At 64.9% G+C, this 22,152-nt stretch carries 16 protein-coding genes; 8 read left to right on the top strand and 8 right to left on the bottom strand.

Features of this window, described 5'->3' with window-relative positions:
• Window positions 1-23: 23 nt before the first annotated feature.
• Together lysX and IEX78_RS14360 are read left to right on the top strand one after the other, a co-directional pair.
• Entirely contained in the window at window positions 24-3,311 is a 3,288-nt protein-coding gene (lysX, locus tag IEX78_RS14365) for a bifunctional lysylphosphatidylglycerol synthetase/lysine--tRNA ligase LysX (protein ID WP_229684010.1), read from the top strand.
• A gap of 88 nt (window positions 3,312-3,399) precedes the next feature.
• Window positions 3,400-3,624, top strand: a complete 225-nt coding sequence (locus IEX78_RS14360; RefSeq protein ID WP_188829369.1) for a hypothetical protein — start codon at window positions 3,400-3,402, stop codon at window positions 3,622-3,624.
• A 48-nt stretch (window positions 3,625-3,672) separates the two neighbouring features.
• Here the strand turns inward: IEX78_RS14360 and IEX78_RS14355 are convergent, their stop codons facing one another.
• From IEX78_RS14355 to IEX78_RS14330, 6 genes are all read right to left on the bottom strand, one after another.
• Window positions 3,673-4,578, bottom strand: a complete 906-nt coding sequence (locus IEX78_RS14355; RefSeq protein WP_188829368.1) for a cutinase family protein — start codon at window positions 4,576-4,578, stop codon at window positions 3,673-3,675.
• A 169-nt stretch (window positions 4,579-4,747) separates the two neighbouring features.
• Window positions 4,748-5,119, bottom strand: coding sequence for a hypothetical protein (locus IEX78_RS14350; RefSeq protein ID WP_188829367.1), 372 nt, complete (start codon window positions 5,117-5,119; stop codon window positions 4,748-4,750).
• Window position 5,120: 1 nt separating this feature from the next.
• Window positions 5,121-5,603 carry a roadblock/LC7 domain-containing protein gene (locus IEX78_RS14345; RefSeq protein ID WP_229683959.1) on the bottom strand — a complete coding sequence of 161 codons (483 nt, stop codon included), beginning with the start codon at window positions 5,601-5,603 and terminating at the stop codon, window positions 5,121-5,123.
• Window positions 5,600-6,448 carry a hypothetical protein gene (locus IEX78_RS14340; RefSeq protein WP_188829366.1) on the bottom strand — a complete coding sequence of 283 codons (849 nt, stop codon included), beginning with the start codon at window positions 6,446-6,448 and terminating at the stop codon, window positions 5,600-5,602. The genes IEX78_RS14345 and IEX78_RS14340 overlap by 4 nt, the downstream gene beginning before the upstream one ends.
• A complete protein-coding gene (locus IEX78_RS14335; protein WP_188829365.1) occupies window positions 6,445-6,828 on the bottom strand; it encodes a hypothetical protein in 384 nt (127 codons plus the stop codon). Before IEX78_RS14335 ends, IEX78_RS14340 begins: the two co-directional genes overlap by 4 nt.
• 267 nt (window positions 6,829-7,095) lie before the next feature.
• On the bottom strand, window positions 7,096-7,728 hold the full coding sequence (locus IEX78_RS14330) for a tetratricopeptide repeat protein (protein ID WP_188829364.1): 633 nt from the start codon (window positions 7,726-7,728) through the stop codon (window positions 7,096-7,098).
• Between the two features lie 177 nt (window positions 7,729-7,905).
• Here IEX78_RS14330 and IEX78_RS14325 point away from each other — a divergent pair, with 177 nt between their 5' ends.
• Window positions 7,906-8,178, top strand: a complete 273-nt coding sequence (locus tag IEX78_RS14325; protein ID WP_188829363.1) for a hypothetical protein — start codon at window positions 7,906-7,908, stop codon at window positions 8,176-8,178.
• Between the two features lie 73 nt (window positions 8,179-8,251).
• On the opposite strand, the gene IEX78_RS14320 is transcribed toward IEX78_RS14325, so the two are convergent.
• Together IEX78_RS14320 and gltB are read right to left on the bottom strand one after the other, a co-directional pair.
• A complete protein-coding gene (locus tag IEX78_RS14320; protein ID WP_188829362.1) occupies window positions 8,252-9,721 on the bottom strand; it encodes a glutamate synthase subunit beta in 1,470 nt (489 codons plus the stop codon).
• The gene (gene gltB, locus IEX78_RS14315) at window positions 9,714-14,366 is read right to left on the bottom strand and encodes a glutamate synthase large subunit (RefSeq protein ID WP_188829361.1); all 4,653 of its coding nucleotides are present in this window, start codon (window positions 14,364-14,366) and stop codon (window positions 9,714-9,716) included. Before gltB ends, IEX78_RS14320 begins: the two co-directional genes overlap by 8 nt.
• A 900-nt stretch (window positions 14,367-15,266) precedes the next feature.
• Between gltB and IEX78_RS14310 the strand changes: the two genes are divergently transcribed.
• The 5 genes from IEX78_RS14310 to IEX78_RS14290 all read left to right on the top strand — a co-directional run bounded on the left by IEX78_RS14310 (window position 15,267) and on the right by IEX78_RS14290 (window position 22,152).
• Window positions 15,267-17,168, top strand: a complete 1,902-nt coding sequence (locus tag IEX78_RS14310) for a DUF4407 domain-containing protein (RefSeq protein WP_188829360.1) — start codon at window positions 15,267-15,269, stop codon at window positions 17,166-17,168.
• Window positions 17,169-17,335: 167 nt separating this feature from the next.
• Window positions 17,336-18,892 (top strand): adenylate/guanylate cyclase domain-containing protein, encoded by a 1,557-nt coding sequence (locus IEX78_RS14305; protein WP_229683958.1) that lies wholly within the window; start codon window positions 17,336-17,338, stop codon window positions 18,890-18,892.
• A gap of 210 nt (window positions 18,893-19,102) precedes the next feature.
• Window positions 19,103-19,963, top strand: coding sequence for a hypothetical protein (locus IEX78_RS14300; RefSeq protein WP_188829359.1), 861 nt, complete (start codon window positions 19,103-19,105; stop codon window positions 19,961-19,963).
• Window positions 19,960-21,162 (top strand): DUF4129 domain-containing protein, encoded by a 1,203-nt coding sequence (locus IEX78_RS14295; RefSeq protein ID WP_229683957.1) that lies wholly within the window; start codon window positions 19,960-19,962, stop codon window positions 21,160-21,162. Before IEX78_RS14300 ends, IEX78_RS14295 begins: the two co-directional genes overlap by 4 nt.
• Window positions 21,163-22,152, top strand: a complete 990-nt coding sequence (locus IEX78_RS14290) for an AAA family ATPase (protein WP_188829358.1) — start codon at window positions 21,163-21,165, stop codon at window positions 22,150-22,152.

The raw sequence follows: 22,152 nt of genomic DNA, 5'->3' as shown, positions 1-22,152 counted from the left end.
AACCGGCCCTGCCGGTGCTCCACATTGGACCGGTGACCACAGTGGAAAAGACCGACGTCCCGCATCGCGGGCACGGACGACTCAGCGAAGTCCCGCACATCGCGGGGACAGTGCTCGGCGTTTTCGCGGTGGCCTGCCTGCTGTGGAGCATCTCGCCGGTGCTGCGGTACGTGACCGCGGTGCCGCGCCACTACGTCGACAACTACTACTTCGACGCGCCCGACACGAGCCTGGTGTGGGCGCTTGTCGTCGGGCTGCTCGCTGGCGCGACGGCTTCGCGTAAACGCATCGCGTGGTGGCTGCTGCTCGGGTACATGTTGCTGTTCGCGGCGGTGAATTTCACTGAGTTCGTCAGGGCGAACAACATCAACGCCCTGGTCGCGGGCATTGTGCACCTTGTCGTTGTTGGCATCTTGATCGCGGCGCGCGGCGAGTTCTACACCCAGGTGAGACCGGGGGCTATCTGGAAGTCGTTGGGCGTCCTGGTCTTTGGACTCACACTCGGCTGCTTACTCGGCTGGGGCTTAGTCGAAGCGTTCCCCGGCACGCTTCCCGCTGGCATTCAGCGACCTGCGTGGGCGGTCTATCGGGTCACCGCCGCCGTGCTTATCGACACCGAACATTTCGACGGGCACCCGCCGCACGGCGTGAACTTCGTCCTCGGCCTGTTCGGCGCGGCCGCCGTGATCGCCGCCGTCGTCGTGCTGCTGCGGTCCCAGCGCGCCGACAACGCGATGACCGGACGCGACGAGTCCGCGATCCGTGGCCTGCTCGCTACCTCCGACGTCGAAGACTCGCTCGGCTATTTCGCGACGCGCCGCGACAAGGCGGTCATCTTCGCGCCCAACGGCAAAGCCGCGATCACCTATCGCGTTGAGCTTGGCGTTTGCCTCGCGAGCGGCGACCCGATCGGCGAAAAGGAGGCGTGGCCTGCGGCGATCGACGCGTGGCTGCGTCAAGCCGACAAGTTCGGCTGGGCACCCGCGGTGATGGGCGCGAGCGAAGCGGGCGCGACCGCGTACCGCCGCGCTGGCATGTCGGCCCTGCGACTGGGCGACGAAGCCATCCTCGATACCCGCACGTTCTCCCTCGCCGGACCCGAGATGAAACAGGTTCGCCAAGCAGCGAACCGGTTGCGCAAAAACGGCTTCACCGTGCGAATGCGTCGCTGGGCGAGCGCCGATGCGACCGAGCACGCCGCCATCATTGCCCGCGCCGACCGTTGGCGTGATACGGAAACCGAGCGCGGCTTCTCGATGGCACTCGGCCGACTCGGCGACCCACTCGACGGCGAATGCCTGCTCGTCGAGGCCGTCGACAGTGACGACAACGTGGCGGGCATGCTGTCGTTCGTCCCGTGGGGCCGCAGCGGCGTTTCGCTCGAGCTCATGCGCCGCGACCCAACGGGCCCGAACGGCGTGATGGAGCTGATGATCTCGCAGCTCGCGCTCACCGCCGACACCTACGGCATCACGCGAATCTCGTTGAACTTCGCGGTCTTTCGTTCGGCATTCGACGAGGGTGGCCGAATCGGCGCTGGTCCGATTCTGCGCGCGTGGCGTGGCGTGCTGCTGTTTTTCTCGCGGTGGTGGCAGCTGGAAGCGCTGTACCGGTCGAACGTCAAATATCACCCCGACTGGGTGCCGCGCTTCTTCCTCTTCGACGACAGTCGCCACCTGCCACGCGTCGCGACGGCGAGTGGGTTGGCCGAAGGGTTCCTGCCGCGCATCGGCAAAGCACCGAACGCGGCCGTGCACACCGGAACAACGTCGGCGGTGCCCGCGTCGGTGGTCGGTCTGCACGATGACGGCAGCGCGCCCGACGCACCGGAATCGACGCAGGATGTCGGCCCACGTCGCCCCGACCAGGTGCGCGTGCGCATGGACAAACTCGCGCGCCTCACTGAATCCGGTGTCGACGCCTACCCGGTCGCCTATCCCCCGACCCACACCGTCGCCGAAGCGCGACGCTGCCCGCGCGGCACAACCGTGCGTGTCGCCGGTCGCATCCTGCGTATCCGCGACTACGGCGGCGTGATCTTCGCGGTGGTTCGCGATTGGAGCGGCGAGATTCAGCTGCTCATCGACCGCGACCGCGTCGGCACCGACCGCAGCGCCGAGTTCACCGAATTCTTCGACCTTGGCGACCTGATCGAGGTCAGCGGGCGAATCGGCGAATCACGCAAGGGCGAACTGTCGCTGATGGTCGCCGATTGGCGGATGAACGGCAAGTGCCTGCACCCGCTGCCGGACAAGTGGCGCGGCCTCGCCGACGCCGAGGCGAAGGTGCGACAGCGCTACGTCGACATGGTCATCGATCCGACAACGCGCGAGCTGATTACCAAACGCAGCCAGGTGCTGCATTCGCTGCGCGATTCGCTCTACAGCTGGGGTTTCGCCGAGGTCGAGACGCCGATCTTGCAGCAGGTGCATGGCGGGGCGAACGCGACCCCCTTCCGCACCCACATCAATGCTTACGACCTCGACCTTTACCTGCGCATCGCACCCGAGCTGTACCTCAAGCGACTGTGCGTTGGCGGGATGGAGAAGGTGTTCGAAATCGGTCGCACGTTCCGCAACGAAGGCGTCGATTTCAGCCACAATCCCGAGTTCACGATCCTGGAAGCCTATGAGGCGCACAGTGATTACCTGCGGATGATGCACCTGTGCCGTCAGCTGATTCAGGACGCGGCCCGCGCGGCGAACGGCGCTGAAGTTGTGCTTCGCCCCGACGGCGAAGGCGGCTACGAGCGCGTCGACATCTCCGGCGAATGGCCGATGCGCACCGTGCACGACGCGGTATCGGAAGCCGTTGGGGCACAGGTGAATCCGCAGACCGACGTACCGCGCCTGCGTGAACTGTGCGACAAGCACGACGTGACCTACCAACCCACGTGGGACGCTGGGCAAATCGTGCTTGAGCTTTACGAACACCTCGTGGAAGCCCAAACAACAACGCCCACTTTCTATCTCGACTTCCCCACCTCGGTTTCGCCACTCACTCGCTCGCACCGCAGCATCGAAGGAGTCACCGAGCGCTGGGACCTCGTCGCATGGGGCGTCGAATTAGGCACCGCCTACAGCGAACTCACCGATCCGGTCGAACAGCGACGTCGCCTTACCGAACAGTCGATGCTCGCCGCAGGCGGCGACCCAGAGGCGATGGAACTCGACGAAGACTTCCTGCAAGCGCTTGAGCACGCGATGCCGCCAACTGGCGGGCTCGGCATGGGCGTCGACCGGGTTGTCATGTTGATCACCGGGCGAAGCATCCGCGAGACACTCCCGTTCCCGCTGGTGAAACCACGCTAAAAGCGAATTATCAGTGTGCCGTAAACGAATTGGGGCATCCTGTCGATGAACAAAGGCTGTCATCAACACTTCGGGATGGGACCTCAAGATGTATCAAGAACTGCTCGCCACCGCTTCGCTCGTCGACCCGCACCTGCTCGGTAGCAGCTTCGATGCGCTCACCGGTACCGACACGGTCAACTCCGCGCTTGAGCTTGCGGCCAAAAAGAAGAAGAGCAACAGCTTCGGGATCTTCATGGGCCTGTGCTGCCTCGCCGTCGCAATCCTCATCATCGGCGGCATCTACCTGATGAAGAAAAAGAAGAGCAACTAGCGCACGAAAAAGGGGTCGCCGGGAAGGCGACCCCTTTTCGCGTCCGAATTACTTCGCCTGCTGGGCAATCCAGTTGTGCATCCAGCTGATCGCGGTATGTCCGCCGCCAACCGAGTACGAGCCATACAGCGTGTGCGCCTGCGAACGGTAGAACCGCTCAAGATCCTTGGCGCGCTGCTGATTCGCCGCATCCGAAAGCTGCGCCTGCAAGACAGGGACACCACCTGACGACATCAGGTCGCCGATGATCGCGCCCGCCTCAACCTGGTAACGCCAGAGGTTGGCCGGGTTGGCGTCGGAGCTTTGCGCGAGGAAACCGGCAAAGCGCGTGACGAAGTCGTCGCTTGCCGTCGCGCAGTAGAGGTCATCGACCGCGCAGATCGTGCGCACTCGATCGGAAACGAAACCAAAACCGCCGGGTCGCGCGCCACCGGCACCCGCACCCTGCGCGATCGGACCGACCTGAATGTCGGTCGGGCTGCGACGCGGGTCCGAGATCAGGCCGACGGCAGCGACCTTGTCGGCGGGCACGCTCGAAACGCCGGTACCGATTTCAGCTGCCAAATCGCCTGCGGCGTCGGCACCTTGGCTGTAGCCGACGATGGCGACCTTGGTGCCACCACACGACGCGAGCTTGGCGTTGATCAGGCCACGCGCGTTGCTGATCGCTTGACGCTTGGAGTTGCCGTAAACGTCGCCCTCCCAAGGGAAAGCGGTCGCGGCGTAGGTCACGTAGTCGACGTCGGTGTTGCCGGGCAAGCGGTTGGTGACACCGGCGAGCATGCCGGGGCCGGGCTCGCGGTCTTTGCCGGTTTCCCAGGTTCCGGGAATGGCTACTACGTATAGGTCGGGGCAGCCAGGGGCGGCGTTGGCTACCGCGGTGCTCGTCGTGATCGTCGCCGCTGTCATCGCGATGGCCGCACCAGCCGCCGCGACAATTTTCTTCAACTGCATACCGCTCCAGTTCCCCGATATGTACCAGTGTCTTCACTCGCCACACTGCGAAGCTAGACGTCGCCGCGAATCACAATAGGCGCAGGTGCGAAGTAATGCCACAGCAGCCACAACAGATGTGACCGAGACCGGCGGGGTGGTTTGCGCAAAACCACCCCGCGCCAGTCGTCTACACCTCGAGGTCTTCCTCAATGCCCTTGAGACGGTGACGCGCGAGCGCCAGATTGGCCCGACCACGATCGAGCGCGAGGTACAGGAACAGACCCTTCGACTTGCGGCCCGTCATCGGTCGGATCAGGTGGTACTGCGAACCGAGGCTGATGAGGATGTCTTCGATTTCCTCATTGATGCCAAGCGATTCCATCGTGCGCATCTTCGCGCGAACCACCTCGGTGTTGCCAGCGGCGGCGACCTGCAGGTCGAGTGCCTTGCTCGCGCTGAGCATCCCGAGCGCCATGCCACTGCTGTAGTCGACGACGGCAGCGCCGAGCGCGCCGTCGATCACCATCATGTCCTTGAGAGCCAAGTCCATATTCGACATTTCATGCCTTTCCTTCGTTGAGCTGCTCCTGGACGATCCCAGGAGGTTGCGCGATCGCTAGATGGCCAGCGATCGCACGAGCCACCGGACGCGACTCCAGGTGGAGTCGGCCGACATTCACATCGGGTCCCGCAAGCACGGTCAGCGAGGTGTAGCCGGCGGCGTAAATGACCACCTGCCCCTCGGTTCCGTGCACGACGACCTCGTCGAAACCACCGCCATGCGCGGTGGTAGCCAACCGGTAGGAAAGCGAAAGTTGGGTTGCCGCAAGGGCGGCCATGCTCGTCGGTTCGATATTGGGCGGCAGGTCATGTTCGATCAGCAACCCGTCGCTTGACGCGACAAGCGAACCGGTGATGCGTGGAATCCGTTCCCGCAGTGCTCGTAGCTCGGCCAGCACCGCTACGTTTCGTTCTGGCCCGGTCATCGCCACTTCCGCCACCTTTCCCCGCCATTGCCCGAACAGTTTGTTCAGCACACTCACGCAAGCTCCTCCAACGCCGCTCTGAGCCGGATGAGTAGATCGCTGCTCACCGGGGCCCAGCGCGGCGTTGGTGCCGCATCTGACCGCGGCGCGTACCGGCGGGTCACGGCCGCTTCCTCGTCGACCGTGTACCGCCGGGACAGGTGTGCCGCGCTTTCCCCGCGTGCCCGCCTCGGCAGCGGCGCGGGCAAACCCGCTGGCAGAGAGTCCGGGCGCGCGTGGCGGCCACGGGTACGCGGCGGTTCGATGAGGCCCGCTGTGGTGAGTTCGCGGACGGTAACCAAGCAGCCGTATGTTGTTCGACCGAGGTCGCGCGCGATGTCGGCGACGCTGCGTTTCGCATCGGCTGCCGCCATGATCGCGGCGCGGTCGCCGGTGAGTTGAACCGGTGCGCGGCACAAGCTTTTCGCTGGGATAACCGGGGCGGCGGTGACCAGGTCAGCGCGCCACGGTCCCGGCGGTGTGCCAGCGCGACGGCGGTACTCGCGGACGAGCGCGCGCGGTCGGACGCGGCAAACGGGGGCAAGCCAGTGCGGGCTCGTCGACCGGAACTTCGGATCCGACGTGCCAGCGAGCAGGAAGAACGCGGCGTCGAAGACGGCGAGTCGAGCAAGCAGTTCGAGGCGGGCGCGGTCGGCGATGCTGTTGGGTTCACCGCGCTGCCACTGCTCGGCTGTCGCGACACCAGCCTTGGCGAGCAAACGTTCGAGACCGACAGTCCGTTGGCACCCAGCAGCGACAACAACGCCCCTGTCCAGGTGAAATTCGCCGTCGGCGGTTTCGAGAATGCCCGTTGATTCCTGCTCTTCGAGACGTTGCAATTCGGAGATCACATTTGTGCTCATCTCGCGGCCCCGGTGAGCTCGGAAACTGCGGAATTAAGTTGATATCGCGCCATTCCAAGATTTCCCGTTGTCGCGTCAAAGACAACATGAACAAACAGGCGTCCGTCGAAATCGCCGTCTATTAGGCGTAATAGGTGAAAGGCACCGGGGCGAAGCACAACGAGCTCGGTCGGCTTGCCATCGTCGCCTGCGGCTAGGGCAGGACAGGTTAGCGCTGACCGAACGACTTCTGTTGTGCCAGCGGCATTTTCGTGCTCGTCAACCACGTCGTGGACCCCTGCGGTGGCGATCGCCAACCCGCTTGCCCCATCAACCAGTGTCACGCTGCACGCACCGGGAATGTCCATGATGCGTTTGAGGCAGCCATCGAGAGAATTCACACGCCCCGGCCCGTCGTATCTGCGAAGTAATCGAGCCCGACGGTATACCCACTGGCAAACCTTCGCATGCCGAACGCCGGAAAATTGCTACCACCCAATAGGTTTGCTGGGGTTTGCTGAAGAACCGCTTGGTATCAATACTTTTCAGTAACCAGAATGATCTTGGGCTTTTGTGTGCCGTATCGCGAGGTCAGCGCGAATTGGCGAGTGAGCGATTTCAGAGCGAACATTCGCACTGTTGCGTTTACACCTCTGGACAGGATCGAGCTAGCCCGCGGCGCGACGATGCCAGGTTTCGGCTTCCAGATGCGCGCCTTCCGCGCGCAGGAGGTCGGCGAGGTTGCCCATCGCTTGCGAGTGGCCGCCGTCGGCAGCGCGGCGAAAGTAGCGGCGAGCCTGAGTGAACGCGCCACGGTCGAGTAGCAAGATGCCCAAGTTGTTCATCGCGTCGAGGTCGCCTTCGTCGGCGGCGGTCGCGTACCAGCCTTCGGCCTCATCAAGATCGCCGCTGACTTCAAGCAGGCGCGCCAAGTTGTACATCGCATCGACATTGCCCGCGACAGCGGCACGGTGATACCAATTGTGCGCCGCCCCAACCTCACCGGCTTGATAGAGCAGGATCGCGAGGTTGTACATCGCGTTGGTGTTGCCCGCGGCGGAGGCACGGCGATACCACGCTTCGGCTTCGTCGTAGGAGCCGACTTGTTCAAGCAGCACGCCAAGGTTGTTCATCGCGCGCGTGTGACCTTCGGCGGCAGCGCACCGAAACCAGTGCTCAGCCTCGGCGTCTTCGCCGTATCGGTAAAGCAAGTTCGCGAGATTGTGCATGGCCACCCCATTGCCACGCTCCGCCGCCCGCCGAAGTCGCATTTCCGGCGAGTCGTCTTGAAAGGACTGCACAGCTCCCCCATCTAGATAACTGGGTAACGGCACAACGTACCGAAGACTATGCGCCCCAAGGGAATCTAGCTACCGCCTGGTAACGAAATTGTGTGGGTTGACACAAAGTTCACAGGTTCGCTCACGGGTCATAAACCAGTGGGTGCAAAGTGCATGCACGCGGCGTAACGTGGAGTTATGCCCAAAGTGATCCAGGTTCGCGATGTTCCAGACGATGTACACGACGCGCTGGCCGCCACCGCGGCAGCGGAAGGCTTGTCGCTAACTCGCTACTTGCAGCGAGAACTCACCCTGCTGTCGCGCCGCGCGACCCTCACCGTTGCCCACAACATGGACGTGATCCGCCGAACGCAACACGAAGTACAGGTTCAGGTAGACCGAGCCACCATCCTGTCGGCCATTCACGAGGGACGTGGCGTCCAGGTCGAATGCCGTATCGACGTGGTGTGACGGCCATCGGAAATGCGAAAGTGCCCGTGGATCTCCGGGATCCACGGGCACTCTCAGTTAGCTGCTAAGCAGGTCAGCGCTGGGCGACTGCGGTCGGCGGGATGGGGGCCGGGAGGGCCGTCTCGCCTTCCAAGTAGCGGTCAACTGCCGAAGCTGCCGCGCGGCCTTCGGCGATGGCCCACACGATCAGCGACTGGCCACGGCCCATATCGCCAGCGACGAACACGCCGGGGATGTTGGTTGCCCAGTTCTTGTCGCGCTGCACGTTGCCACGGCCGTCGTAGCCAACACCAAGGTCGGTGAGCAGACCCGGCTTCTGCGGGCCAACGAAGCCCATCGCGAGCAGGACGAGGTCGGCTTCAAGGGTGAAGTCGGTGCCCTCAACCTTTTCGAAGCGACCGTTCACCATCTTGACCTCGTGCGCTTCGAGACCAGTGACCTGGCCGTCGACGCCAACGAAACGCTCGGTGTTGACCGAGAACACACGCTCGCCGCCCTCTTCATGCGCCGAGGAAACCCGGTACATCAGCGGGTACGTAGGCCACGGAGTGGAACCAGCGCGCTCCTCCGGCGGACGCGGCATGATCTCGAACTGGTGCACCGACTCGGCACCGTGACGGTGCGACGTGCCGAGGCAGTCGGCACCGGTGTCGCCGCCACCGATGATGACGACCTTCTTGCCCTTCGCGTGGATGGGCGGCAGGCCGTTCTCATCGACGATGTCGTCGCCAAGCTGCACGCGGTTCGCGAGCGGCAGGAACTCCATCGCCTGGTGGATGCCGTTGAGCTCACGACCCGGGATCGGCAGGTCGCGGGCGATGGTTGCCCCACCGGCGAGCACGATCGCGTCGAACTGCTCGCGCAGCTGCTCAGCGGTGATGTCGACGCCAACGTTGACGCCAGCCTTGAAGATGGTGCCTTCGGCTTCCATCTGCGCAAGACGGCGGTCGATGATCGACTTCTCCATCTTGAACTCGGGGATGCCGTAGCGCATCAGACCGCCGATGCGGTCGTCACGCTCGAAAACGGTGACCGTGTGACCAGCGCGCGTGAGCTGCTGCGCGGCGGCGAGACCCGCGGGGCCCGAACCGACGACGGCGATCTTCTTGCCGGTAAGGCGAGTCGGGTAAACCGGGGTAACCCAACCCTCATCGAACGCGTTCTCGATGAGCTCGACCTCGACCTGCTTGATCGTGACCGGCTGCTGGTTGATGCCGAGCACACACGAAGCTTCGCAAGGCGCGGGGCACAGGCGACCGGTGAACTCAGGGAAGTTGTTCGTCGCGTGCAGGCGGTCGATGCCTTCACGCCACGCACCCTTGAACACCAGGTCGTTCCACTCGGGAATCAGGTTCCCAAGCGGACAACCGTTGTGGCAGAACGGGATTCCGCAGTCCATGCAACGGCTGGCTTGACGCTGCAGGGTCTCATGCGAGTGATCGTCGTTGTAGACCTCTTTCCAGTCGAGCAGTCGCAGCTCGACCGGGCGACGGGTGGGGAGTTCCCGCGAGGTGTGCTTCAAAAATCCCTGTGGGTCAGCCACGAGCTGCCTCCATGATCGCTTCGTCAACGTCCTTGCCGCTCTTCTCAGCTTCGGAGATGGCGAGCAAAACCTTCTTGTATTCGCGGGGCATGACCTTCACGAAGTGGTTCACCTGCTGCGACCAGTCGCTCAGGATCGTCTCGGCAACAGCCGAACCCGTCTCGTCGCGGTGGACGGCGATGATGTCGTGCAGCCAGGTGAAGTCGTCACCGGAAAGCTGCTCGATGGCATCGGCCTGGTCCGGGCTCACTCGACCAGCGAGCTTGCCTTCGGGGTCGTACACGTAGGCGACACCACCGGACATGCCGGCACCGAGGTTGCGGCCGGTCTCGCCGAGGATCACGACGCGACCGCCGGTCATGTACTCAAGCGCGTGGTCGCCCACACCCTCGACGACCGCGGTAGCACCCGAGTTACGGACCGCGAAGCGTTCGCCAGCGACACCGTTGATGAGCACGCGACCGCTGGTCGCACCGAACAGGATGACGTTGCCAGCGATGATGTTGTCTTGCGCGACAAAGCCTTCCGGCGCGGTGAGCGCCGGGCGCACGGTGATGTGACCGCCCGACAGACCCTTGCCGACGTAGTCGTTGGTGTCACCCTGCACGCGCAACGTGATGCCCGCCGGGACGAACGCGCCGAAGCTGTTGCCGGCCGAACCGTTGAACGTGATGTCGATGGTGTCGTCGGGCAGGCCCGCGCCACCGTAGAGCTTGGTGACCTCGTGGCCGAGCATCGTGCCGACCGTGCGGTTGACGTTGGTGATCTTGGTTTCGATCTTCACCGTCTTGCCGAGCTCAAGCGCATCAGCGGCGAGCGCGATGAGCTCGTTGTCGAGCGCCTTGTCCAGACCGTGGTCCTGCGTCTTGGTGCAACGCGTGTCCTGGTTCATGAACGCGGTCTCGACGCCGTCGAGGATCGGCGAAAGGTCGAGCTTGGCGGCCTTGAAGTGATCCTTGACCTTGGCCGAGTCGAGCAGGTCGACGCGACCGATGGCCTCGTCGAGCGTGCGGAACCCGAGCTCGGCGAGCAGTTCGCGAACCTCTTCGGCGATGAACAGCATGAAGTTCTCGACGTACTCGGCCTTGCCGGTGAAGCGCTCACGCAGCGTGGGGTTCTGGGTGGCGATGCCGACCGGGCAGGTGTCGAGGTGGCACACGCGCATCATGACGCAACCCGAGACGACGAGCGGCGCGGTCGCGAAACCGAACTCCTCGGCGCCGAGCAGGGCGGCGATCATCACGTCGCGGCCGGTCTTCATCTGACCGTCGACCTGGACGACGATGCGGTCGCGCAGGCCGTTCAGCAGCAGCGTCTGCTGGGTCTCGGCGAGGCCGAGCTCCCACGGACCACCCGCGTGCTTGAGCGAGGTGAGCGGCGAAGCGCCGGTGCCGCCGTCGTGGCCCGAGATGAGCACGACGTCAGCGTGGGCCTTCGAAACACCGGTGGCGACGGTGCCGACACCCGGTTCCGCGACAAGTTTCACGTGAATCCGAGCCTGCGGGTTCGCGTTCTTCAGGTCGTGGATCAGCTGCGCGAGATCCTCGATCGAGTAGATGTCGTGGTGCGGCGGCGGCGAAATCAGGCCGACGCCCGGCGTGGAGTGACGCACCTCGGCGACCCACGGGTACACCTTGTGCGCGGGCAGCTGGCCGCCCTCGCCCGGCTTCGCACCCTGGGCCATCTTGATCTGGATGTCGGTGGCGTTGGTGAGGTAGTGCGCGGTGACACCGAAGCGACCCGACGCGACCTGCTTGATCGCGCTGCGACGCCAGTCGCCGTTCTCCTCGACCTCGAAGCGGGCCGGGTTTTCGCCGCCCTCGCCCGAGTTCGAGCGAGCGCCAAGCCGGTTCATCGCGATCGCGAGGGTTTCGTGCGCCTCAGCCGAAATCGAGCCGTAGCTCATCGCGCCGGTCGAGAAGCGCTTCACAATCTCGGAAGCGGGCTCAACCTCGTCGATCGAGATGGGCGCGCGCTGGCCCTTCTTGAACTTCATGAGGCCACGAATGGCAGCCAAGCGCTCCGACTGATCGTCGACGAGCTTGGTGTACTCCTTGAAGATCGAGTACTGACCCGAGCGAGTGGCGTGCTGCAACTTGAACACGGTGTCGGGGTTGAACAGGTGGTACTCGCCTTCGCGACGCCACTGGTACTCGCCGCCAACCTCAAGCTCGCGGTGCGCGCGCTCGTTGCGGTTTTCCAGGAACGCGGTGCGATGACGCGCGGCGACCTCGTCGGCGATCTCATCGAGACCAATGCCGCCAAGCTGCGACTTCAAGCCGGTGAAGTACTCGTCAACGAGCTCCTGCGAAAGGCCGATCACCTGGAACAGCTGCGCGCCGTTGTAGGAGGCAAGCGTGGAGATGCCCATCTTCGACATCACCTTGAGCACGCCGTTGGAACCGGCGGTGCAGTAATTCGCGACAGCCTTGCGGTAGTCGGCGGCCAGGTCGCCGGTCGAGCCGGGGATCTCAAGCGAACCGCGCTCAAGCATGTCTTCGATCGACTCGAAGGCCATGTACGGGTTGATCGCGGCGGCACCGAAACCAACGAGCGTGGCCATGTGGTGCACCTCGCGCGCGTCGCCAGCCTCGACAACGAGACCCACCTTGGTGCGGGTGCGCTCGCGGATGAGGTGGTGATGCACCGACGCGGTGAGCAGCAGCGACGGGATCGGCGCCAGCTTCTCGTTCGACTCGCGGTCGGAAAGCACGATGATGCGCGCGCCACCGTCGATGGCGGCCGACACCTGGGTGTTGATGGCTTCCAGTGCCTTGCGCAGACCCTCGCCGCCCTCGGCGACCGGGTACAGGCCACGCACGACAACCGAGCGCAGCTCAGGGTGGCTGCCGTCGTCGTTGATGTGGACGAGCTTGGACAGCTCATCGTTGTCGAGGATCGGCTGCTCAAGCGCGATCTGCTTGCACGACTCCGGGCCGGGGTGCAGCAGGTCGGCCTCAGGGCCAATGTTGCGCTTGAGGCTGGTGACGACCTTCTCGCGAATCGCGTCGAGCGGCGGGTTCGTGACCTGCGCGAACAGCTGCGAGAAGTAATCGAAAAGCAGACGCGAACGGTTCGACAGCACCGCGATCGGGGTGTCGGTACCCATCGAGCCGAGCGCTTCGCCGCCGGTCTTGGCCATCGGCGAGATCAGCAGGTTCAGGTCTTCAGTCGAGTATCCGAAGATCTGCTGACGGATCAGCACGCGGTCGTGCGACATGTGCACGTGCGGGCGATCGGGCAGGTCAGCGAGACGCGAAACGCCGTTGTCGAGCCATTCCTGGTACGGCTCGGCGGCGGCGAGTTCGCCCTTGACCTCGGAATCGGTGAGGATGCGGCCCTGCTCGGTGTCGATCAGGAACATCTTGCCGGGCTGGAGGCGGTGCTTCTGGACGACGGTCGCGGGGTCGATGTCGAGCACGCCGACCTCCGACGCGAGGACGACGAGGCCATCTTCGGTGACCCAGATCCGACCGGGACGCAGGCCGTTGCGGTCGAGGACCGCGCCGATCTTGGTGCCGTCGGTGAAGCAGACGGCGGCAGGGCCGTCCCAGGGCTCCATGAGCATGGAGTGGTACTCGTAGAACGCCCGAAGCTCGGGGTCCATGTTTTCGTTGCGTTCCCACGCCTCGGGAATCATCATCAGCATGGCGTGGTGGAGGTCGCGACCGCCGAGGTGCAGCAGCTCGAGCACTTCGTCGAAGCGCGCGGTGTCTGATGCACCGGGCGTACAGACGGGGAAGATCTTCTCAAGCCGGTTCTTGCCAGCCGAGTCCTTACCGAACACGTCGCTGCGCAGCAGCGCTTCACGCGCGCGCATCCAGTTTTCGTTGCCGGTGACGGTGTTGATCTCACCGTTGTGCGCGACGCGACGGAACGGGTGCGCGAGCGGCCACGACGGGAACGTGTTGGTGGAGAAGCGCGAGTGCACGATGCCGATGGCCGACTCGACACGCTCGTCCTGCAGGTCGATGTAGAACGCGCGCAGCTGCGGCGTGGTGAACATGCCCTTGTAGACGAAGGTCTGGCCCGAAAGGCTCGGGAAGTAGACCGACTCCTTGCCGACGGTGCCCTCACCGGGACCGGCCTGGCCGAGCTCGTGCTCGATGCGCTTGCGGATCACATAAGCACGACGCTCAAGGTCCATGCCTGAGAGCTGCTCGTCGGAGTTCTTCGGCGAACCGATGAAGATCTGGCGGAACGTGGGCATCGCGTCGCGGGCGAGCGCGCCAAGCGACGACTCGTCGATCGGCACCTCACGCCAGCCGAGGACGGCGAGGCCCTCTTCAGCGACGATCTTCTCGACGCCGTACGCGGCGCGGGCGGCTTCGCGACGTGCCTGCGGCAGGAACGCGATACCGGTGGCATAAGAGCCCTCGGGCGGCAGTTCGAAGTCGACAACAGCACGGAAGAACTTGTCAGGAAGCTGAATCAGGATGCCAGCGCCGTCGCCAGAGTTCGGCTCAGCGCCCGCGGCACCGCGGTGCTCCAGGTTCAGAAGGGCCGTGACTGCCTTGTCGACAATGTCTCGACTGCGTCGTCCGTGCATGTCGGCGACGAACGCGACGCCACATGCGTCGTGCTCGAATGCCGGATCGTAGAGCCCGGTGGCACCGGGTGACCTGTGTCCAGGAAGTTGCGTCATGCCTTAGATGCCTCTGCCTTCAAGAAAGTCGGCTGTCGATGAGATCGGCCCTCCAGCGAGCTGAGCTGGGCCCTTCGTCGTTTCGCCTCCGTCAAGACTGACGGCTGTAGCAATCCACGAACCAGCGGCGATGATGGTTTGTGGACTACGCGGCCGCGTGGTCTCACGTTGTTTGTGGGTGCTCGGAAGTAACGGAACGCTTACGCGACCGCCACCAACTCGCGGGTTTCACCGGTTACGGTTGGCCCGTTTTGCGGACCTGGGAACAGGTGTCGGTACCGAACGCATACGTGTCCGGTGTAAGAGCAAACGATAAGTCAGGACTAGAACCCAACCAACTAAGGTTGGGCTAAGAAACCTGTCTAGCTGGGCTTTGTTGGGGTAGCCCGCCTCGTCGCGCGCGTCGTCCAGTGTAAAGCAGACAACGGGATCAATCGATCCCCGTTATGCCCGGATAGACCGGTGCTCACCTGCGACAACTCTGTCGGCGCGCGGATGTGAAACACCTTTTGCCACAAGACAAAAAGGTGAACTCACCTGCACCGCAGGAGATTTCCCTTTCTTAGTGTCGGGCAAACCCCCGACCTCCGCTAATCGGGGGGCATAGCGGTGAGATATAGCCGACAGCGGGCATGACATGGCACTGCAATGTTCCGACCGTACGGTCTGTAGTTCGAAACGGGCAGCTAGTTAACTGCTGGCTAACCGTCGGGGTGTCGTTGGACACACCACGGCGTGCCGCGCGACACCGGCAACGCGTCGCGCGCGCGACACTGTGAGGCTGCACACATCGGGCGGCCGGTTACTCGGTGTGTCGGGGCGATACCTGTCAGGCTGACACCGATAAAAGCTGTGGCAGCTACACGGCCGTGGCGGGGGAAGTTAGGGATGTGAGCTCCGATGACGACCGGTACCGGTGTATTGACCTGGCTCGGCGGCGGCCTCGTTTCCCCTCCTGAGGGCCTCACCTCTGCCACTGAGCAGTCGAACTATCTGGTCGCTGGATCGGCCGTCGCGCTGTTCGCAGGCACATCGACGCTGGTCACCGGTGGTGCGCTAGCTGCCGCCGACGGGGTTGGGTTTGTTGGTGTCGTCGCCGGCGGTCTGCTTGCCGGTGTCGCGACGGGTGCGCTTGGGCGGTCGCTTGCCGCTTGGCGACCGGTGCCGCGCGTTGAGTCTGGCGACGCCGTCGCACCGGGCCGTAGCGCCGCGAACCTCGTCGGTAGTGGCCTTGACCGGCTGCGATCGCGCGACTCGCTCGGCGCGCTCACTCGCGTTGCCGCCGCTGTTGGCGCTGGCCTTGTTATCGGCGAACTCGCGTCGACCGTTTTGCTCGGCGGTTCAGTCGACCAACAACTCGACATTCGCGCGGCTTCGGCGGCGAGTTCCGCGCCTGCGGTGGTAACCGCGCAGGCCGAGCTCGATGCAGCGGTGGCCGCCCGCAGCGGGCTCGATCAGACCATCGCCAAGTCGCAAGCCGACATCGACCGCGCGTTGGTCATCGCCCGCTGCGAGTTCAACCCGACGCCGGAATGCCCGCAGACGCGCATCACTGGCGTGCCAGGTCGGGGGCCGGAGGCCCAGACGGCCAACGAGATGCTCGACGACTCGCGCAAGCAGCTCGCGGCGGCCCAGGCCAAGGTTGACCCCGCTGACCAGCTCATTCGTACCGAGACCGGTCAGCTTGCCGTCGCGCGACAGGCCGCTATCGCCGATGCCGATCGTGGGCTCGGCGCGCGCTGGTTGGCGCTCAACGACATCAACCCGTCGCTGCGCCTGCTCATCGACGCGCTCGCCGTCGGCCTCGCACTGCTGCCGCTACTACTGCGACGTTGGCGCGGCCAGACCACCCTCGACCGTCGACTTGCCGCAGCCGCCGTTGTTGACCAGGCTGAACGCGAAGCCGACATCGCGATCGCCCGCAAGTCGGCCGAAGTACGAACCGAAACCGCTGAACTACAGGCTGAACACGAACTCGCCGTCACGCGCATGGCCATCGAAGCCGACCGCGTGATCGACAGGGAGCGTCAGCGCACCCGCATCATCGCCGCGATCGGCGGCATCGAGCTCGGCATCACCGAGCCGCATCGAAAGGACGATTCGTTGTCTGTGCAGCCGAACGTGAACCAACTGCCCGCCGGCTATTTCCCCGCCGCGCTGCCGCAGGGTGCGCCTTCGCAGACCAACGCGTTGGTACCGGTCGCGCAACAGCAGCAGCAACCGAAAGCGCCTGCCGCGCCGACCGGTGGCGGCCTTGAGCTGCCGATCATCGGCACGGTCCCGTTCACCGACACCGCGGCGCGCTGGATTCGTCCGCTCGTTCCTTCGTTTGTCGCCAACGCGATCGACACCGCGACGCACCCGTTGCGCACCGCACGCCAGGTGTTCGAAGAGGCTGAGGAGGTCACCTTCACGCTGCGTCGCACGCGCAAAGTGACCGTCGATTCTTCTGACTCAGGCGCTGCGGTTCCGCAGCAGGGCGTCGGCCAGCTGCCGCCCGGTTACGCGGTTCCACCCGGCTACTACCTGCCCGCGGGCGCGCAGCCGTACCCCGGTCAGCCGTATCAGCAGCCCTACGCGCAGCCGGGTTACGCCAACCAGCTCGCCGCCGAAGTCGTCGACGCGCCCGGCTCGACCTACCACCCCGACCCCAGGCAGTACCCGGGGGCGCCGAACTACTCCGCGCTGCCCGCCGCCCCCGGCAACGGTCTGCCGTCAGCGCACAACGACAGCGCGCTGCCTGGCACGTCGACCAGCGAACTCGGTGCTGGCAACCAGCGTCAGCTGCCGCCCGCCCGCTAATTGGGTTCACAGGCGTGCACTGAAAAGCCGATGATCGGCACGCGCGGCACCCCAGCTAGCGCTCGCCGACCGAAACCCACTGTCACCTGTCCCGATAGTGACGACGGCAATATGTGAACTGGATTACAGCGCGCCATAACGTCGCGTTTTGGGCCTACAGTTCCACCGTGATCCACAGCGACGAACTCCTGCGCGCACGGGCCCAGTCGCCCTGGGGTTCGCCGCTGCTCGGACCCGAAAACGAACGTTCGGAAATCCGTCGCGTTCGGGTGCAGTTGTTACTCACCATTCCGCTGGTTGTCACCAACTTGCTTGGGATAACGATGGCGCTTGTGCTCGCCGGGTTCGTCCTGCCAGGGCCGACCATGCTGAGCGGGCGCTTGATGGTGATCAACGCGATTTTCGTGCCGCTGTGCGTGGTCACGTCGCTCGCTGTCGGCGTCGCGTGGGGCACCATCGACGGACTGCGCAGCCTGCGCTGGGCAACCGACCCCGACCACGTACCAACGCCACGCGAACAGTCGCTCGCCGTCACCGCGCCGCGCCGATTGGTGCTGCAACAGGCGGCGTTGTGGACGGTTGGACTCGCGTCAGCGACGGTGGTTTACGGCATCGCCGACCCCGCTCTGATCCCCAAAATCATGCTCGCGACCGGGGCTGCCGCGATTGTTGTGTGCGCGAACAGTTACCTGATCGCGGAATTCGCGCTTCGCCCAACAACCGCGCGCGTGCTGCAAGCCGACCCCGGTCGTCATCACGGCATCGGCGTTTTCGGGCGAACAATGCTTTCGTGGTTTGTCGGCGCAGGTGTGCCCGCGTTCGTTTCGATGATCGTCGCGGTGTGGGCGCTCGCTGACCCGTCGGTGAGCAAGTCGCGCCTGGCGGTCTGCATGCTGTGCGCTGGCGGATCGGCGCTGGTTTTCGGCGTGTTGTTGATGGTGCAAGTCACCGGCGCGACCGTCGCGCCAATCAAAGGCGTGCGCCAGGCGTTGCTTCGCGTGGAAAACGGCAACCTCGACACCGAAATCCCGATTTACGACGGCACCGAATTGGGCGACCTGCAAAGCGGATTCAACCGCATGGTCAAAGGCTTGCGGGAACGCGCGCTGATCGAAGACCTGTTCGGCAAGCATGTCGGCCACGATGTCGCGATGGCGGCGATCGCGTCGAAGCCGGTGCTCGGCGGCACCGAAACCGAAGCGGCGGCGCTGTTTATCGACATCATCGGCTCAACAACGATGGCAGCGACCATGCCCGCACCCGAAATCGTCGCGATCCTCAACCGCTTTTTCGACATCGTCGTCGACGAAGTGGAACGCCACGGCGGCTTGTTGAACAAGTTCGAAGGCGACGCCGCGTTGGCCGTTTTCGGCACCCCGGCCCCGTTGGCTGACTCGGCCGCGGCCGCGTTGTCATGCGGTCGCGCGATTCAGGCGCGGTTACGTGACGCGTCGGATTTCGACGCGGGCATCGGCGTTGCCGCAGGTCGCGTCGTCGCAGGCAACGTTGGCACGCACAACCGATACGAATTCACCGTGATTGGTGACGCGGTGAACGAGGCAGCGCGACTGTGCGAACTGTCGAAGGGATACGAGGGCCGTTTGCTGACGTCGGAGGCAACGCTGACCCGCGCGGCCGAGTCCGAACGCGCGCACTGGACATTGGGCGACAGCGTCACCCTGCGCGGCCGCCTCACCGAAACCCGCTTGGCGCAGGCACTTTAAAGCTCCCGCTGGCAAATCCCCATCCGCGTGCCCTGACCGAAACCCGGCTGCCTGGACACTCTCCGTCCGCGTGCGCATGGCTAAAACCCGCTCGGCCCGAACGCTCCGCGTAGCGCGCATCGTCGTCGCGGCCGATGCGCTGGCCCACGCTCCTATCCCCCGCGCCTGCTAAAACTCCGCGTTCTCGTCGGTCGCATTACACTCCCCAACGTGCGTCCCGTCCTTAACAACGGCGCCGCCGGGGCGGGAGTTGATTCGGCTGCGCACCCGACGGTCCCGCTTCGCCCGCTGCGTTTCGCTCAACTGCTGGATGAGCCGTTCGCGCTGATCCAGGCTCATCTGCGCCCGCTCGCGATCATCGGCACCGCGACGTTCGGTGTCGCATTCACGTTGGCGCTCGCCGCGACGTGGGCCGTCGCCGATCTCACCAACAAGTCCGACGCCGCTATCGCGTGGACCGCGATCTTGAGCACACTGGCCGCATTCTGGTTGGCGCGCTTAGTGATTCGTGGAACAACAACGGCGATCGGCGTCGCGGACTACGCGGGCATCAACATGACAACAACCGCCGCCCTGCACGCGGCGACGCACCACGCTGGCCCGCTGCTGGTCGCACAACTTCTTTCGTCGCTGATCGGCATCGGCATCATCGCGCTTGGTCTGCCGCTTGTGATCACGTTCCCGTTCGCCCTGGTGTGGTTGGCGTGGGTGCGGGCGCGGCGGTTCGTCATCGACCCGGTGATCGTCGGCGAAAACGCGAGCGCGGGCGTTGCGGCGCGGCGTTCGCGCGAACTGGTTGCCCCTGCGACGTGGTCGACGGCAGGCGTGTGGTTCACCCTCCGCGCCCTGTTCGCCGTGCTGATCGTGCCGATATTCGCCATCCCCCTTTTCGCGTCCGACTTCACCGGCACCCACCTGTGGGGTGTGATCGCGCTGTCGATCGGCGCGTTTCTCCTACTCGCGACGGTGTGCACGGTGGTCGAGTCAGCAACGCAGGTGGTGGTGTACTTCCACCGCCGCTGCGTGCGAGAGGGCATCGATATCAAGATTCCGGTTGGTGGAACACGTTGACGCACAACAACTCTCACGAGAATGGCACACCTGACGCTAACCAGCGCAACCTCAGCGCGGGACCGCCTCCCGACACCACACCGGCCGCCATCGGCACGCCGGGCAGTGCGGCCACGGACCCCCATTCCCAGATCGACGCCGCACGCAACCCCACCAACTTCGGCGCACACGGCCCCGGCACCGCAGGCACTGCTGGCACAGGCGGCGGACCAAACTTCGACCCCGTGATTCCGGCTCCCCCCAACCTCAACGCCGCCGCTGACCACCGCGCCGCCGCCGAAAATGCCGCTGCGCGACGGGATTTCGACCAAGCCCTGCGCGAACGTTTCCGCGCCGTCCTCCGCGCGCTCGAACAAGGCGGCGCGCTGCCGGTCCGCCGCTCGCGCACCGCACAGGAAACCGCGAACGAAGCGGTCGAGCAATCCGGCGAATTGCATCCTGCCGCATTAAGTTTCGACGAGGTTGTCTACGGCGGACGGCAAGCGACCGAAGACGAGTACCGTCGCCTCGAATACGCCGACCGCTACTCGCAATCGGCTCCCCCACCCAAGCCGGAAGCGGCGATCGTCGAGATCACCGAGTCCGCGCCGAAGAAGCGCCGTGCACTCCCACCGCTGCCCGCGCTCCTTCGCAGTCCGAAGTTCTGGGCGGTCGTCGCGGCCTGCGTTGCCCTTGCGATCCTGGTCCTCGCGACAACCCAATCTTGCGGCGCGCCAACGGCTCCCAAGCCACCGGTCATCCCCGACGCGCCCGACCTCCCACCGCCCGACAGCGACGAACCGTGGGACTGGGGCGCGGGCCACGACTCGATCCTGGCAGGCAAACCCCCGTGGCTCATCTTCGGCGGCCTGCAACTGCTGATCGCGTTTGGCATCTTCGCGATGTGGCGCGGCAGGCGGCGTGGCGCGCTCGTCGGCGAACCTCTTCCGGTCGAAATCCCGGCCAATGAGCTGCTCGGCGGCCAGGCCGGGCTGTACCGCAGGTCGCGCGACTACGAATACGTGGCGCGCATCCTGCGCGACGCGACAATGCGCCGCATCCGCACCCGCGTGACCGGCGGCGACCCAGCGACCATCATCGCGTCGCGACTGTCGGCCGACCCGACCCTAATCACCAGCGTGCTCACCGGTCCCGTCCCCGACGAGGCCACCCTGTATCACGTTGCCGCACACCTCGAATGGATCGAGACGGAGCTGTAGATGACTACCAACAACGCCGTGCTGGCGAAATCCCCGACCCCCGCCGAGGCCGCCGCCGCGCTCGCCGCGTTACGCGAAGAGATCGGCAAGGCCGTCGTCGGCAATGACGCCGCCGTGCTCTACCTCGTGCTCGCCCTGCTCTGCCGGGGTCATGTGCTGCTGGAAGGCGTCCCCGGCGTCGCGAAAACGCTGCTTGTTCGCGCGTTGGCGACGTCGCTCGACCTCGACCACACGCGCGTCCAGTTCACCCCCGACCTCATGCCCGGCGACATCACCGGCTCGCAAATCTATGACCCGCACTCGGCGGAGTTCACCTTCCGCAGCGGTCCCGTTTTCACGAACCTGCTGCTCGCCGACGAAATCAACCGCACGCCGCCGAAGACGCAGTCGGCGCTGCTTGAGTCGATGGAAGAACGCCAAGTTTCCGTCGACGGCGAACCGCGACCGCTGCCCGACCCGTTCGTTGTGATCGCGACGCAGAACCCGATCGAGCAGGAGGGCACCTATCCCCTGCCCGAGGCGCAGCTCGACCGCTTCCTCTTCAAGATCGACGTGCAGCTGCCGAACCGCGACGACGAATTCCGCATCCTGGCCCGACACGCCGCCGGTTTCGACCCACGCGACCTCACCGCTGCCGGTCTCGCGCCCGTCGCGAATGGCGCGCACCTCGCGGTCGCGCGCGCTGCGGTCGGGCAGGTGACGGTGTCGCCGGAAGTCCTCGCCTACATCGTCGACCTGTGCCGCGCGACCCGGACGTCACCGGCGGTCGCCCACGGCGCGTCGACCCGTGGCGCGACGGCCCTCCTCGCCGCGGCGCGTGCCTTCGCGTGGCTGAACGGTCGCGCGTTCGTCACCCCCGACGACGTGAAAACCGTTGCGACACCAACACTTCGACACCGACTGCAACTGCGACCCGAAGCCGAACTCGACGGGGTGCGGCCCGAGGCTGTGCTCGCGTCGCTGTTGGTTTCGGTGCCGGTTCCGGTGTAA

Origin of the sequence: Nocardia camponoti (assembly GCF_014646135.1) — a bacterium.
Taxonomy (GTDB): Bacteria; Actinomycetota; Actinomycetes; order Mycobacteriales; family Mycobacteriaceae; genus Nocardia; species Nocardia camponoti.
This window is presented reverse-complemented; position numbering and strand designations above follow the sequence as displayed.

What these genes read in the sequence shown, in the direction of transcription:
- IEX78_RS14360 (WP_188829369.1), top strand. Translation starts at nt 3,400, where the DNA reads ATGTATCAAGAACTGCTCGCCACCGCTTCGCTCGTCGACCCGCACCTG.
- IEX78_RS14340 (WP_188829366.1), bottom strand. Translation starts at nt 6,448, where the DNA reads ATGAGCACAAATGTGATCTCCGAATTGCAACGTCTCGAAGAGCAGGAA.
- IEX78_RS14310 (WP_188829360.1), top strand. Translation starts at nt 15,267, where the DNA reads ATGACGACCGGTACCGGTGTATTGACCTGGCTCGGCGGCGGCCTCGTT.
- IEX78_RS14355 (WP_188829368.1), bottom strand. Translation starts at nt 4,578, where the DNA reads ATGCAGTTGAAGAAAATTGTCGCGGCGGCTGGTGCGGCCATCGCGATG.
- IEX78_RS14325 (WP_188829363.1), top strand. Translation starts at nt 7,906, where the DNA reads ATGCCCAAAGTGATCCAGGTTCGCGATGTTCCAGACGATGTACACGAC.
- IEX78_RS14290 (WP_188829358.1), top strand. Translation starts at nt 21,163, where the DNA reads ATGACTACCAACAACGCCGTGCTGGCGAAATCCCCGACCCCCGCCGAG.
- gltB (WP_188829361.1), bottom strand. Translation starts at nt 14,366, where the DNA reads ATGACGCAACTTCCTGGACACAGGTCACCCGGTGCCACCGGGCTCTAC.
- IEX78_RS14350 (WP_188829367.1), bottom strand. Translation starts at nt 5,119, where the DNA reads ATGTCGAATATGGACTTGGCTCTCAAGGACATGATGGTGATCGACGGC.